The 14,825-nt window shown below is 35.5% G+C and carries 15 protein-coding genes and 1 tRNA gene; 7 read left to right on the top strand and 9 right to left on the bottom strand.

The annotated features are described in order from the left end of the window. The first annotated feature begins 3 nt into the window (after positions 1–3). The 6 genes from AD60_RS07445 (at position 4) to AD60_RS07420 (ending at position 5,288) form a co-directional block, all read left to right on the top strand. Positions 4–1,074 (top strand): hypothetical protein, encoded by a 1,071-nt coding sequence (locus tag AD60_RS07445; RefSeq protein WP_103877162.1) that lies wholly within the window; start codon positions 4–6, stop codon positions 1,072–1,074. 134 nt (positions 1,075–1,208) lie between these two features. Continuing rightward, a complete protein-coding gene (gene epsC, locus AD60_RS10625; RefSeq protein ID WP_103877161.1) occupies positions 1,209–1,820 on the top strand; it encodes a serine O-acetyltransferase EpsC in 612 nt (203 codons plus the stop codon). A gap of 92 nt (positions 1,821–1,912) precedes the next feature. Continuing rightward, positions 1,913–2,803, top strand: a complete 891-nt coding sequence (gene cysK, locus AD60_RS07435; RefSeq protein ID WP_103877160.1) for a cysteine synthase A — start codon at positions 1,913–1,915, stop codon at positions 2,801–2,803. A 78-nt stretch (positions 2,804–2,881) separates the two neighbouring features. Further along, on the top strand, positions 2,882–4,111 hold the full coding sequence (clpX, locus tag AD60_RS07430) for an ATP-dependent Clp protease ATP-binding subunit ClpX (RefSeq protein ID WP_103877159.1): 1,230 nt from the start codon (positions 2,882–2,884) through the stop codon (positions 4,109–4,111). Beyond that, positions 4,108–5,118 (top strand): tRNA (adenosine(37)-N6)-threonylcarbamoyltransferase complex transferase subunit TsaD, encoded by a 1,011-nt coding sequence (gene tsaD / locus AD60_RS07425; RefSeq protein WP_103877158.1) that lies wholly within the window; start codon positions 4,108–4,110, stop codon positions 5,116–5,118. Before clpX ends, tsaD begins: the two co-directional genes overlap by 4 nt. Before the next feature lie 79 nt (positions 5,119–5,197). Beyond that, a tRNA-Ser gene (locus AD60_RS07420) sits at positions 5,198–5,288 on the top strand. A 50-nt stretch (positions 5,289–5,338) separates the two neighbouring features. Here AD60_RS07420 and AD60_RS07415 read toward each other — a convergent pair. The 9 genes from AD60_RS07415 to AD60_RS07375 form a co-directional block, all read right to left on the bottom strand. Beyond that, positions 5,339–5,881: a 2-oxoacid:acceptor oxidoreductase family protein gene (locus AD60_RS07415; protein ID WP_103877157.1), complete on the bottom strand. Its 543-nt coding sequence runs from the start codon at positions 5,879–5,881 to the stop codon at positions 5,339–5,341. A gap of 61 nt (positions 5,882–5,942) precedes the next feature. After that, positions 5,943–6,698: a thiamine pyrophosphate-dependent enzyme gene (locus AD60_RS07410; protein ID WP_103877156.1), complete on the bottom strand. Its 756-nt coding sequence runs from the start codon at positions 6,696–6,698 to the stop codon at positions 5,943–5,945. Between the two features lie 15 nt (positions 6,699–6,713). Beyond that, positions 6,714–7,778 carry a 3-methyl-2-oxobutanoate dehydrogenase subunit VorB gene (locus AD60_RS07405; protein WP_103927536.1) on the bottom strand — a complete coding sequence of 355 codons (1,065 nt, stop codon included), beginning with the start codon at positions 7,776–7,778 and terminating at the stop codon, positions 6,714–6,716. A gap of 5 nt (positions 7,779–7,783) precedes the next feature. Then, the gene (locus AD60_RS07400) at positions 7,784–8,017 is read right to left on the bottom strand and encodes a ferredoxin family protein (RefSeq protein WP_103877154.1); all 234 of its coding nucleotides are present in this window, start codon (positions 8,015–8,017) and stop codon (positions 7,784–7,786) included. A gap of 209 nt (positions 8,018–8,226) precedes the next feature. Next, positions 8,227–8,907 carry a cobalamin biosynthesis protein CobQ gene (locus AD60_RS07395; RefSeq protein ID WP_103877153.1) on the bottom strand — a complete coding sequence of 227 codons (681 nt, stop codon included), beginning with the start codon at positions 8,905–8,907 and terminating at the stop codon, positions 8,227–8,229. Between the two features lie 18 nt (positions 8,908–8,925). Continuing rightward, positions 8,926–9,993, bottom strand: coding sequence for a butyrate kinase (gene buk, locus AD60_RS07390; RefSeq protein WP_103877152.1), 1,068 nt, complete (start codon positions 9,991–9,993; stop codon positions 8,926–8,928). Between the two features lie 20 nt (positions 9,994–10,013). Next, positions 10,014–10,916 carry a bifunctional enoyl-CoA hydratase/phosphate acetyltransferase gene (locus AD60_RS07385; protein ID WP_103877151.1) on the bottom strand — a complete coding sequence of 301 codons (903 nt, stop codon included), beginning with the start codon at positions 10,914–10,916 and terminating at the stop codon, positions 10,014–10,016. After that, positions 10,913–12,001, bottom strand: a complete 1,089-nt coding sequence (gene buk / locus AD60_RS07380; RefSeq protein WP_103877150.1) for a butyrate kinase — start codon at positions 11,999–12,001, stop codon at positions 10,913–10,915. Before buk (AD60_RS07380) ends, AD60_RS07385 begins: the two co-directional genes overlap by 4 nt. A gap of 24 nt (positions 12,002–12,025) precedes the next feature. Further along, entirely contained in the window at positions 12,026–13,267 is a 1,242-nt protein-coding gene (locus AD60_RS07375; protein ID WP_103877149.1) for a PLP-dependent aminotransferase family protein, read from the bottom strand. A gap of 283 nt (positions 13,268–13,550) precedes the next feature. Between AD60_RS07375 and glyA the strand changes: the two genes are divergently transcribed. Beyond that, positions 13,551–14,822, top strand: a complete 1,272-nt coding sequence (gene glyA, locus AD60_RS07370; RefSeq protein ID WP_103877148.1) for a serine hydroxymethyltransferase — start codon at positions 13,551–13,553, stop codon at positions 14,820–14,822. The last annotated feature ends 3 nt before the right edge of the window (positions 14,823–14,825 follow it).

The following is a 14,825-nucleotide window of genomic DNA, read 5'->3' as shown; positions in this document are numbered from 1 at the left end:
TAAATGGAAGGTTGGTTGACTTATGGTGAATTAAAAAATATTACAAAACTTCTTGACGCATTCTGTGGTTCCGTTGAGCCCTCCTTCAGAAATGCTTACTTTTATTATGACAGAGCCCTTAAAATTTATGCAACAGATGGTTGTGCCAAGCTGTATTTGAACGTTACCAAAGAATTTCTTCCGTTTGATGGGGTTGCTTCCGTTCCAATTCAATACTTAAAGGGAATTATAAGGGATAAAAAATTAAAAGATGATTCTTTGGTCAAAATAACGGTAGAAGATAGTCTCATCTCATTCGAAATTCAAGGAATCACATTGAATAGTAAAATTGAAAAGATAGACACCAAACAAATCGAAGTAAGTAGAGAATTTACCTTATTAATCAAAAAAGATATAGGGTCTTTTCTAAATAAACTCGATTTTGTTTCTGCTTCTGCCAACGAAGGGGATATCATTGACTTTTTTACGTTCAATGATAATTTAATTTTTGGGTATTTGAGTAATTATTATAAATTAAATAGCATTTACGGAAATATCAGGGAGGAGTTTCATAGGGAAATTCCGTTTATTTCCGCCCGTCATATAGTTAAGTCTTTAAACCTTTTGAAAAAAAGTTCTATCCTTGAGTTTGGTATAGACAAAAAAGATATTGTATTAAAGATGCCAGGAATATTCATTAAAATATGTTCAGCCATACCTTCTTACAATAAAAATTTGTTGGTAACGCAAAAGAGCTTTGTCGAAGAAAAAGAGATGAACACAAAAGAATTAAAAAAGGTTTTATCAAAACTATATGTAACATTTTCTGAAAGTAATATTGCCTACTTACTCTTAAATAAAGGAAACAGTTACATTTACAAAGAAAACAATAATTCAAAAATTTCTTTTAAATTGTCCTATTCTTTTGAAAATCAATATCTAATCACGATACATATCAGAAAAATTCGCTCAATTTTATCTAGAATGTCAGAAAATATAATATTTTACTTATCCCCCAAAGAATTAGTTTTGGCAGAAAAGAAAAACGAAAAAAAAGCCAGTTTTTTAGTTCAAGAGTTCAGAAAGGTAACTTAACTAAATTATCTCCCCGAGATAAAGCGTTAACAGTAATTTAGAAAAACATCTTTCTCTTGAAAAGAAATTAAGATATAATTTTGTTGTAATGTCGACAGTTTTGGTTATATTTAATTTAGCCGGGGAGTGATTTAATGAAAGGTTTTTTAAATTTTTTTCGGGATTTTGGGAGAATATTCAAAGCTTTGTCAAAAGATTTAGATATGTACATTGAGAAGGATCCTGTGGCCAAAAATAAGTGGAAAGTTTTTTTCACCTCGGTTTCTCTTCATGGTTTGATTGCCTATCGTTTTGCTAACTTCTTTTATAGGTACAAAATATATCCTATTGCTTACATTATATATGTGTTAAGTAAGATATTACATTCTATGGATATACATCCCGCAGCTTATATTGAACCAGGGGTAGTTATTGACCACGGTTTTGGTGTTGTTATTGGAGAAACAGCGAGTGTAGGTAGTGGGACGTTGATCTATCATGGGGTTACTCTGGGAGCTAAAAATGTTACAACCGGAAAAAGGCACCCTATAGTTGGTAAAAATGTGATGGTCGGTGCCGGAGCTAAGGTTCTTGGACACATATACATAGGAGATGAATCGGTCATTGGTGCTAATTCCGTTGTTTTAATGGATGTGCCACCTAAATCCTTGGCAGTTGGTATACCAGCAAAGATCAAAAAAACCAATTGTCCGTCTTCTAATTACTATGACTTAAACAATACAATAAACTCGGATTTTGTAATTTAGATAATTCATCTAGGAACGTCTGAAAACATTTGCAAGAGTAAGATAATTTTTTTGATTTAATCTCAAACAATATAAGATGGAAGGTGATTTTTTTGATTTACACCTCGATAGGGAACACTCCGATTATTACCTTATCAAAAATTATTCAACCAGGAAGAGTTTTTGTTAAATTAGAAAAAAATAATCCTGCAGGTAGTGTAAAAGATAGGCCCGCTCTTTTTATGATAAGTGATGGTGAAATTAAGAACAAGCTTAATGAGAGCCAAAATATAATTGTCGAACCTACGAGCGGAAACACAGGTATAGCTTTGGCAGCAATTGGTAGAAGCAGAGGTTATAGAGTCATATTAACTATGCCTGAAAGCATGAGTGAAGAAAGAAAGAAAATCTTAAAGTTTTTTGGTGCCGAATTGATACTTACTCCCGCTGATCAAGGAATGAAAGGGGCAATTAACAAGGCTTTAGATATTGTGAACGAAACAAAAGGATATATGCCTAACCAGTTTTCAAATCCTGCCAATCCATATTCACATGAAGTAACTACAGGGCCTGAAATTATCAAACAGATGGACTATTCTTTGGATGCCTTTGTTGCAGGTGTAGGAACCGGTGGAACGATAACCGGGGTAGCAAGGGCGTTGAAAAAAGCATTCTCAGAATGTGTTAGAATAGTTGCTATAGAGCCTTCCAATTCGCCCGTTATATCGGGAGGTAACCCTGGTAAACATAAGATTCAAGGCATAGGAGCGGGATTCATTCCTGATAATTTAGATATGAATTTAGTAGACGAAATAATGCAGATAAATGATGAAGAAGCTATTGAAATGACCAAGCAACTTGCAAAAGACGAAGGTTTATTTGTGGGGATATCTTCAGGTGCAAACATAGCGGCAGCGATCAAACTCTCGGATAGAATGGGAAAAGGGAGAAGAATTGTTACCGTTGCCCCAGATAGTGGGGATAAATACATGAGTTTATTATAAAGTTATTTTAACAAAGAAATGGTATAATTAGTCTCGATCTTATATGAAGTAAGAAACACATAACAGGAGGAATTATTAATGTCAGAAAAGTATTGCTCTTTTTGTGGAAAACCATCAAGCCAGGCAGAAGCCTTAATTGCTGGGCCAAACGGCATTTATATCTGTGATGAGTGTATAAATCTTTTTCAAGAGTTAGTTGAAGAAAATAAGGCAAAAAACGGGGAAAAGAATGAAACAAAGGTTGAAACTCTTCCTACTCCAAGAGAGATTAAATCAGAGCTGGATAAATATGTAATTGGTCAAGAGACAGCTAAGAAAATAATTTCTGTGGCTGTTTACAATCACTACAAAAGAATATTTTCTTCAAAGAATATTACCGACGTTGAGTTAGATAAATCTAACGTTTTGATGATCGGACCTACTGGCACTGGAAAAACTTTGATTGCTCAAACTTTGGCTAAGATATTAGACGTTCCCTTTGCCATCGCGGATGCAACAACTTTAACTGAAGCTGGTTATGTTGGAGATGATGTTGAAAACGTTATACTAAGACTTTTGCAAGCTTGTGATTACGACGTAAAAAGAGCTGAAAAAGGAATAATTTATATCGATGAAATTGATAAAATAGCTAGAAAATCACCAAATCCTTCAATTACTAGGGATGTTTCTGGTGAAGGGGTACAACAAGCATTACTTAAAATAGTTGAAGGAACTTTAGCTAACGTTCCTCCTCAAGGAGGAAGGAAACATCCTTACCAAGAATTTATCCAAATAGATACCTCGAAGATCCTTTTTATTGCAGGAGGGGCCTTTGATGGTTTAACAGACATAATAAAGCATAGGGTAAAGGATTCTTCTTTAGGATTTGGAGCAGACATAAAAAGTAATAATAAACAAAGAGATGGTGAGATCTTAAGGAATATTGTTCAAGATGATCTTATTAAGTATGGATTAATTCCAGAATTTGTAGGTAGATTCCCTGTAGTGTCAACACTTAACGATTTGGATGAAGAAGACCTTATTAAGATAGCTATGGAACCAAAGAATGCTTTATTCAAGCAATATCAAAAGATGTTGGAAATAGAAGGTATAAAACTAGAAATCACAACGGAAGCCATGAAAGAGATATGTTCTCAAGCCTTGAAACGGGGAACAGGAGCAAGGGCGTTAAAGACGATATTCGAAGAGATAATGCTTGATATAATGTATGAAGCGCCTGAGATAAAAAATAAAATTAACAAAATTGTTATAGATGAAGAGGTAGTAAATAAGAAAAAACCAGCTGTTAAAAGGAAGGAAACTGCTTGAACAGAGAAAGTGAAAAAGAGCCAATCATTTTTGGAATAGAAACATCATGTGATGAAACTGCTGTTGCAATATTAAAAGGTAAAGATCAATTGCTTTCTAATTTAGTTTATTCGCAGATCGATGTTCATAAGATATTTGGAGGAGTTGTACCAGAGATTGCAGCTCGAAAACATGTCGAAGTTTTGTACAAATTAAGTTTAAAAGCCTTCGAAGAGGCACAAATTACCCCAAATGACATAGATGCAGTTAGTGTATCTTTTGGCCCTGGATTAATTGGGGCCTTACTTATTGGAGTGAGTTTTGCTAAGGGGATGTCTTTATCCTTGGGTAAACCGTTAATTGGTGTAAACCATTTAATGGGCCATATATACGCTAACTTTCTTGATTTTCCAAAATTGAAACCTCCTTTTGTCACATTATTAGTCTCCGGTGGACATACAGCAATTTTGTTGGTGAAAGATTATTTGGATTTTAATATAATTGGAGAAACACGTGATGATGCGGTAGGGGAAGCATTTGATAAAGTCGCAAGAATTTTGGGTTTGGGTTATCCCGGAGGGCCAGTTATAGATGAAATTTCAAAAAATGCTCAAAAATTGTACGATTTTCCAAGGCCGTTGTACGATAGAGGATACGACTTTTCGTTTTCCGGCTTAAAAACATCAGTTTTGTATTTTGTGAGAGATTATCCGCAGGCGAAAAAAGAAGATATTGCAGCTTCATTTCAAGAAGCGATAATTAACACTCTTGTTCATAAAGTTACTAAATTTGCAATAAAAGAAAATATAAAAGACATTGTGATCGCAGGAGGAGTTGCTGCAAACTCCCTGTTGAGGGAAAAATTAAATGCTTTTAAAGACAAAATGAATATCTATTATCCAAGACAATCGTTATGTACTGATAATGCAGCGATGATATGTCGTGCTGGGTATGAAAAGTATATAAGAAACATGTTTGATACCTTAGATTTGGATGTTGTTCCTAATTTAGGATTATCTAAAATATAACGACAATTAGTTCTGTGGCTGGTTGACGGTAAGGGATTATTATGATATAATAAATTTTGGAAAAGTTAATGACTATTATGGAGAGATGGCCGAGTGGTCGAAGGCGCACGCCTGGAGAGCGTGTGACGGTTAAAAGCTGTCCGTGGGTTCAAATCCCACTCTCTCCGCCATCAAAAATAATAAATGCCGGAAATTTTCCAGCATTTATTATTTTATTTTCTTATTTTACAGTTTCTTTCATACCCGCTTTTATTGCCTTTAGGTTTATTTCTAGTAATTTTCCCTTTTTCCCTGTTAATTTTTCTTTTAAAGCTTCTTCTACGGCTTCAAAGCTGACTGCTTGTGTTGCTTTTAAGTAAGCTCCAAGCATAACCATATTTAAAACTTTTAAATTACCTAGTTCGTCCGCTATTTCATTAGCAGGTACTTTAACTAAATATATGTCTTCTCTTTCTGGTTTTTTATCGATCACAGAAGAGTTGATCAACAATAGCCCATTCTCTTTCAATACTTTTTCAAATTTTATCATAGACGGAATATTAAACGCAGCAACTTCATTCGGTTCATCTAACACCGGTGACGCAATGTATTCATCAGAAGTTATTACCGTACAGTTTGCAGTTCCACCTCGCATTTCAGGTCCATATGATGGAAGCCATGTGGTATATTTTCCATCAATCATGGCCGCTAAAGAAATTATTTGACCGAAAAGCATTACACCTTGTCCACCAAAACCAGCGGCTATTAATCCATGGTATGACATAAAAACACCTCCATTTATTTATTTCCTTTGATATTTGTAAGAACAAGGGGATATAAGATGATTAGTAAACATCTCCCACTTTATCGACATATACACCTAAAGGAAATTCTTTTACCATATTATCTTCCAACCACTTCATAGATTCTATGGGTGTTAATCCCCAATTAGTGGGGCATGTTGATAAAACTTCAACTAAACCAAAACCTATATTATTGAGTTGAGCATAAAAAGCCCTTTTTAAATACTTTTTTGTTTTTATTACGTCTTGTGGAGTTGTAACTTTTGTACGAGCTAGAAACGCAACTCCTGACAATTCTTTTAGAACCTCTGAAACATGAATAGGATACCCTTCAATATTTTCTTTTCTTCCATATGGGGTAGTTGTAGTTTTCATTCCTAAAAGGGTAGTTGGTGCCATTTGTCCTCCTGTCATACCGTATATAGCATTGTTTATAAAAATTGTTGTAATGAGTTCACCTCTATTGGCAGCATGTATTATTTCTGCGGTTCCAATAGCTGCTAAATCACCGTCCCCTTGGTATGTAAAAACAACGTTATCTGGACTTGCTCTTTTGATACCAGTAGCTACCGCAGGTGCCCTTCCGTGAGCTGCTACGGTGCCATCTACATCAAAAAATTCATAAGCAAATACGGAACATCCAACAGGTGCAACCATTATGGTTTTACCTTGTATTTCTAGCTCATCAATTACTTCAGCGATCAATCTATGAACAATTCCGTGAGAACATCCTGGACAATATGTAAACTCTTTTTCACTTAATGAGGTTGGTGCTTTAAATCTTTCTGCATAGGCCATTAATCTCACCTTCCTTTAAACTAATTCCATTAATTTTGCCAATACTTCTCCTGGGGTTGGAACTACTCCACCCGTTCTTCCATAAAATTCCACTGGTTTTTTTCCGTTGACTGCCAGTCTTACATCCTCCAACATCTGACCGAAACTCATTTCTACGGTGAAGAACAATTTAGCGTTTTCAGTGTATCTTCCCAATTCTTCATATGGAAATGGCCATAAACTTATTGGGCGAAATACCCCTGCTTTTACGCCTTTTTCTCTGGCAGTATCCACAACTGATTTAACTATTCTTCCCATTGTTCCATAGGCAACCAGCACAACTTCTGCATCGTTTAATTTATATTCTTCAAATAATTTTTCTTTTTTTACTATTGTTTTGTATTTTTCATGTCTTTGAATATTCATTTTTTCTAATTTTACGGGGTCTAAATCAAAGGATGTAACTCTGTGTGGTTCTCGCTGCATTTTTGTTCCAGTCAATGCCCAATCTGAATGATCGGGTAAAGTGTTTAGATTTTTAAAGCTGGGGAATTTCACTGGTTCCATCATTTGACCAAGTAATCCATCTGTCAATAGTAACACCGGTATTCTGTACTTATCGGCTACATCGAAAGCTCGAATAGTCAATTCAACAGCTTCTTGAAGGGATTCAGGACCATACACGATCAACTTATAATCGCCATGCCCACCACCTTTTGTGGCTTGAAAATAGTCTGATTGCGCTGGTTGTATATCTCCCAATCCTGGCCCACCTCTCACAACGTTTACAAAAACGCATGGAAGTTCAGCCCCCGCTATGTAAGAAACCCCTTCTTGCATTAAAGAGAATCCAGGGGAAGAAGTGGAAGTCATAACTCTTTTTCCAGTGCTAGCTGCTCCATATATCATATTTGAAACTGCCACTTCGCTTTCAGCTTGTAAAAAAGTTCCATTTACCTCAGGTAATCTTCTTGCCATGTATTCTGTTAATTCACTTTGAGGAGTGATAGGGTAACCAAAATATAATCTACATCCTGCTCTTATTGCAGCTTCACCTATTGCTTCGGTACCTTTAACCATAACTTTTTCGGCTTTTTCCATAAAAATCAACTCCTTGCCTTTTCTAATACTTTTACAGTTATACATACATCAGGACACATTTGATAGCAAAAACCACATCCTATACAATTTTCAATGTTCTTAACTTGTGTTGGATGATAACCTTTGTTGTTATATGCTTTAGAAAATTCAAGGACATCTTTGGGACAAGCTTCAATACATAGTCCACACCCTTTGCATCTTTCTTTATCAATTTCAATTGAGAATTTTGTTTCTTTCATTGTTTTCCCTCCAATCATTTATAGGCATTAAGGGGGATACCCCCTTAAAAACCCCCAAATTTAAATTTATTATAAAGAACCATTTTGCACAGAGCTGCAAAAGGGGATACCCCCTTAAAAACCCCCAAATTCGCGTAACATCATTTGCAAAACAAATGAGGGTTTGGATATTACTTTAAAAGCATTGCAAACAATGCTTTTTGCATAGATCAGCAAAAACCATAGTTCTCAAAGAATCTTTGAATCACAAATTTTTCAAACTTGGTATTTATCTTGTCTTCTAAGTTTTTTGATATTACTGTAAATGCAACGGGAATATTTGTTATTTGGGAAACTTCTTCTATTATGTTTTCTCCTTCTTCTATGATTTTTTTAGTTGTTTCATTTTGAATGTTTGAATTTACAACTAAATAATTAATTTTTAATCTCGAGCTACTTTCCAAGGATTGCAAATTTTTTATTATATATTCCTTATTATCCATAAAAGGTCTTCTCGTGTTGATTACAAAGTACAGGGCACATTTTGCATTATCTATATAATTTTTTAAAGATCCTAAAACTTTTACACCGTCTTCGTTTCCCCCTACATCTATTACCGTTTTATAATCTTGGTTTGTTATGTATCCTCCTATTTCACCAGGAACAATGGGAACATCTGCGTGCAAGTATTTTGTTGGGGGAGTGATTACTTTAATATCTTTTTGATTCAGTTCTTTTATTTTATCGCGGACCCGAAAGTACGGGCTTATGATATCTAAATCCGCAATCGCAACATTATTGTGTTCTTTTTTTAGCTCTGAGGCTATGTTGATAGAAACTTCTGTTTTTCCGGAACCAAACATTCCAATGAAAATATGAACTTGATAATCTTTAAATAAATTCTTCAACATGTATTTAGAGCTCCCTTATTAGTAGATTTTTGCTGGTTCTAATTTTTTTAGTACTCTAAGCGCCGCTAGGGCTAAAGCTTTTTCTTCGTCTCCTCCAGGAAACACATAAACGGGAGCGATAAAACTTACTTTCTCTTTTATTTGAGGAACAAGAAATTCATTTTCATATGCCATTCCTCCGGTTAAAGCTATGGCGTTTACATCAAAATTCAATACCGCAGACATTTTCCCTATCCATTTAACTATTTGATGTATCAATCCGAAATATACTAATTCAGCATTTTTATCGCCACTTTTTATTCTTTTTACTACCTCTCTCACGTCATTGGTACCTAAATAAGCAATTAACCCCCCATTACCTTTTATGAGCTTTCTTATTTCTTTTTCAGAATACTTCCCTGAATAGCAAAGGTCTATAAACCCAACAAGGGGTAACGTTCCTGATCTTTCGGGGGTAAAAGGACCGTCTCCATCAAGAGCGTTGTTAACATCAACTACCCTACCTTTTTTGTGTGCTCCAATGGATATTCCCCCGCCCATATGAACAACGATGAGATTCAAGTCATGATAATTACGGCCTAATTTTTCACTGAGCAATCTTGCCACAGCTTTTTGATTTAAAGCATGAAAAATCGATTTTCTCTGAAAGAGAGGATGACCTGAAACTCTTGCTAAATCTTCCATCTCATCCACCACAACGGGATCGGCTATATAAGCTTTTACACCAATATGTTCTGCTAATTCGCTTGCTATTAGAGCCCCTAAATTCGATTCGTGTTCTCCGTATTTAGCACTTTGCAATTCTTCGAGCATCTGATCGGTTATTTCATAAGTCCCACTTGGTATAGGTCTTAAGAGACCTCCGCGCCCGATGATGGCTGAAAAAGTGTATAAGTTTATTCCTTCTTCATTCAAAAACTGTAAAATCGTATTCTTCCTAAATTCGTATTGATCGGCAACACTCTTGTATTTTTTCAATTCATTGACATCGTGATTGATGACTTTTTTTAGCCTTTGATTTTCATCTTCATAAACAGCAATTTTGGTCGATGTGGACCCTGGATTTATAACGAGAATTTTATACATATGAATTCTCCTTTTTAAATTTAAGACATTAATATTGAAAACGCTATAGCGTTTAGTTTGGATTCGTCACTATCGGCTCTAGATGTTAAAACCACTGGTTTTTTGCCACCTACAACTGAACTTGCTAGCTTTGCATCTGCGAAATATACCAAGGTTTTATATAATATATTTCCTGCTTCTATATCGGGCATGATTAATATATCTGCGTCTCCAGCGACATCGCTTTTTATTCCTTTGTGTATAGCTGCTTCTTTAGATATAGCATTGTCCATAGCGAAAGGTCCATCTACAATGCACCCTTTTATCTGACCTCTTCTGTACATTTGAGCTAATATTGCTGCTTCAACTGTTACAGGCATTTTTGGATTAACCTTTTCTAATGCCCCTACAACGGCAACTTTTGGTGTTTCTATACCTAACTTATGGGCTACTGAAACAGCGTTGTTTATAATATCTACTTTTTGTTCAAGAGTTGGAGCTATCACCATACCGGCATCAGAGATTATCAACAACTTGTGGTATCTGGGTATTTCAAAGGCACAAACTAAATTCATTGTTTTTCCGGTTTTTAAACCATATTCATCCTTTAAATATACCGATAAAATCTCAGAGGTGGTCAGTTTTCCTTTCATAGGCAGATCGGCTTCTCCATTGGCAACTGCTTGTATTGCTCCTTTTGCTGCTTCAAGAGGGGTTGAAGCATCTCTGATTTCTATGTTAGTAGTGTCAAGTCCAATTTCTTCTGAGATTTGTTGGATTTTTAATTTATCACCATACAAGATAAAGTTACATAAATCGATTTCTTTTGCTTTTTGAACAGCTTTCAAGACGACATCATCTTCGGCAGCTGCCACGGCAATGGTTTTTGATCTGTGTTCATGTTTTACTAATTCGATAATTTGTCTAATATTCTCAACTTTCATAAAATATTTTCACCCTCCCAAACCTTTGTGTTTTCTAATTGATTGAGAGCTCTCAAAGCTCCTAAAGCGAGCCCTTCCATTTCATAAGCTCCAGGATAAACCATTACTACACCTAACTTATCGATTCTTCTTTTGATCAATTCAACAAAATAATCACTGTGAACCATTCCACCAGTTAATATAATGGCATCGAGATCTCCACCTAGGATTGCTGCCATCCCACCTATTTCCTTTGCAACTTGGTACGCCATGGCTTTTACGATTAACTTTGCATATTCATCTTTTTCTGCAAGTTTTAAAGCGTCTTTTAAACTTGCTGTTTTTAAATACGCAAACAAACCCCCTTTTCCTACAAACGTAGATTTGACATCGTTTTTGGAGTAAGAATGCATGTTGTTAAAAATCCATTTTGCCAGATCACCCATTGGTAGTTCTCCCGTTCTTTGTGAGCTAAAAGGTCCTTCATCTGTTGCGTTGTTAACATCGATCATAAAGCCTTTCCTTTGGGCACCGACGGAGATCCCACCACCTAAGTGAGCTATAACAAAATTACATTTTTCATATTCTTTGCCCAATTCTTTTGCTGCAAATCTCGCAACAATTTTCATATTCAAAGCGTGAAATAAACTGTGCCTTTCAAGTTGAGGTATTCCTGATATTCTCGCCTCTGGAATAAACTCATCAACAGAAATGGGATCGGTGATGAAAACTGGCAAGTCTTTCGAGGAACTTTTTGATAGTTCAATGGCTATTACAGCAGCTAAGTTAGATGCATGTTCAACTCTTGGTTTGGTTTTAAGGTAATTAACCATATTCTCATCCACTCGGTAAGTACCGCTTTCCATAGGAGGGAGTATCCCACCTCGAGCAGCTATCGCATCCAATTCATTGATAGATATGTTGTATCTTTTTAGAAAATCTTCAACACACTTTTTACGAAAGGGTAATTGGTTCATAATTGTTTTGCAATTTTCTATCTCGCTACTGAGATGCTCTATACTTTCTGAGATTACTTCTTTCTCATCCTCAAAAATCGAGAGCTTTGTGGACGTTGCCCCTGGATTTATAACCAATATTTTATACATAAAGCTCCTCCTATAATCAGTTTTTTAGGATTTGCTCCGCATCGAATTCGCATTTACATAATTTTCTGCAACTTTTCTCAATCTTCTTATACCCTCATTTATTTCTTCGTGCGAAGGAAGGCAGAAAGATAATCGCATGTGATTTTTTTCGACTTCGTTTACATAAAATGCTTCTCCGGGAACATACAATACTTTGTTCTTCTTTGCTTCTTCAAACATTTCCATAGTATCTACCCATTCGGGAAAAGTTAACCATATGAAGAGACCACCTTCAGGGCGAGTCCAGCTCACCCCTTTCATACCACCAAACTCCTTTTCCAACGCATCCAACATAGTGTCTTTTTTTGACTTATAAAGTTCTAATGTGGGTTTTAACTGTTCGATCCTATCGTGAGCTTGGAGATATCTAGCTGCTAATCTCTGGGTCAACGATGGGGTACATAGATCTACCCCTTGTTTTATAATTGTTAACTTTCTTAACAAGTCCGTTGAAGCAATAATTATCCCAATTCTCAGACCTGGACACAAAATTTTAGAAAATGTATTCAATAAGATCGTCCTTTCTGGCTCAAGGGAATAAATCGAAGGAATTGGCTCGCCCTCAAATCTCAACGAACCATATGGATCGTCTTCGACAATCAAAAAATCGTACTTATGAGCTAAGTCAATCAATTTTTTTCTTTTTTGTAGTGGCATAGTTACTCCTGCAGGATTTTGAAACGTTGGTACTACATAAACGAATTTAAACTTATCAATTTCTCCCCTATTTACTAACTCGTCCAATTTTTCTTCAAGGATATCCACATTCATCCCATCATCTTCCAGGGGTATTTCCAAAAATTTAGGAAACATTTGTTTAAAAGCACTGACTGCACCTAAATATACCGGTTTTCCAACAGCACAGTAAGAATTTTCATCGAGCAAGGTCAGACCTATCAACTGCAAGGCTTGTTGGGAGCCAACAGTTACTAACATATTCTCTGGAGATACACCTTCTATTCCTTCATGTTTTTTTAGTAAATTTATATAAGCATTTTTTAATTCATTATCTCCTTCGGAGGGACCATACTGAAGAGTTATTTTGTACTCCTCTTGAACAATTTTTGCAGCAATTTCTCCTAATTCTTCTCGAGGAAAGGTCTCTGGATCAGGTACACCCCCACCAAATGATATCATCTCCGGATCAGAAGCTACCTTTAATAATTCCCTTATAATGTTTACTTTTGCAGTTTTTGCAACTTGTGAAAACTTTTTTTCATAGTTCATAGTTTGTCCCCCTTATTTATTATTTACCCTACAATTCGATTATAATCAAATAATGGAGATAAGTCAAAGTCGATTACAACCAATTACAGACGTTTATAGTTGATTAGAAGTGATTATTACCGATATGAAAAAAATTTCATGAAAAATATTTCATCATAAAAATTTAACATTGAGATATGATAAAAGACCTTAATTAATTTCGAAAACTAAATAGTGTGTTAAAATATTAGAAATATAATTATTTTATAAGTTATCTTACAATTTTAAAAAAGGGGTGTTGCCAGTGTGGGAAACTTTAAAGGGTTCTGATAGCAAAGTATACGAGATCCTTCAAAAAGAACTTAAAAGGCAGGAGTATGGTTTAGAATTGATCGCATCAGAAAATTATGCGTCAAAATCCGTTATGGAAGCTGCAGGAAGCATTTTTACTAATAAATACGCTGAAGGTTATCCGAAAAGAAGATATTACGGAGGTTGTGAATATATAGATGAAGTTGAGACACTTGCAAGAAATAGGGCAAAAGAACTTTTCAATGCAAAGTTTGCAAACGTTCAACCTCATTCAGGTTCTCAAGCAAATATGGGTGCTTATCTTGCACTTATGAAACCTGGGGATACATTAATGGGAATGTCGTTGAGTCATGGTGGCCATCTAACCCATGGCGCCCCTGTAAATTTCTCAGGTATGTTGTTCAATGTTGTTTCTTATGGCGTTGATGAAGAAACAGAAACTATCAATTATGATGAAGTTGAAAGAATTGCTAAGAATGCAAAACCTAAAGTTATCGTGGCAGGTGGAAGTGCATACTCTAGGATAATAGATTTTAAAAGATTTAGAGAGATAGCCGATGAAGTTGGTGCTTATTTAGTGGTTGATATGGCCCATTTTGCGGGATTAGTTGCTGCTGGTATTCATCCAAACCCAGTTGAGTATGCACATGTTGTCACTTCGACGACCCATAAAACTTTAAGAGGACCAAGAGGTGGAATTATTTTAACAAATGATAGTGATATTTATAAGTCGATCAATAAAATTATTTTTCCAGGCATACAGGGTGGTCCTTTAGAACATATAATAGCTGCAAAGGCTGTTGCCTTTAAAGAAGCTATGAGTGAAAACTTCAAAGAATATCAAAAACAAGTAGTGAGAAATGCTAAAGCTTTAAGCAACGAACTTTCTAATCAAAATTTGAGAATCGTCTCAGGTGGAACGGATACGCATTTGATCTTGGTGGATCTCTCTGAGCTGAATATAACAGGGAAAGCCCTTGAAAACGCCTTAGGACAATGTGATATTACGGTCAATAAGAATACTGTCCCGAAAGAAAAGTTGTCACCCTTTGTGACTAGTGGAATAAGGATTGGTACCCCTGCGGTTACCACACGCGGGATGAAAGAAGAAGAAATGAAAGAAATCGCCTCAATGATAGCAAAAGTTGCAAACAATGTTCTTGATGAAGAAGGAAATATAGATAAAGATTTAGCACAAGAAATTAAAAAAGATGTTATTTCTCTCTGTCAACGTTTCCCAATGTATGCGGATCTTGTAGAGTAAGAG

The organism is Petrotoga sp. SL27, assembly GCF_002924605.1.
Lineage (GTDB): Bacteria > Thermotogota > Thermotogae > Petrotogales > Petrotogaceae > Petrotoga > Petrotoga sibirica.
Note: the sequence above shows the minus strand (reverse complement) of the source record. Positions and strands in the feature narration are given on the sequence as shown.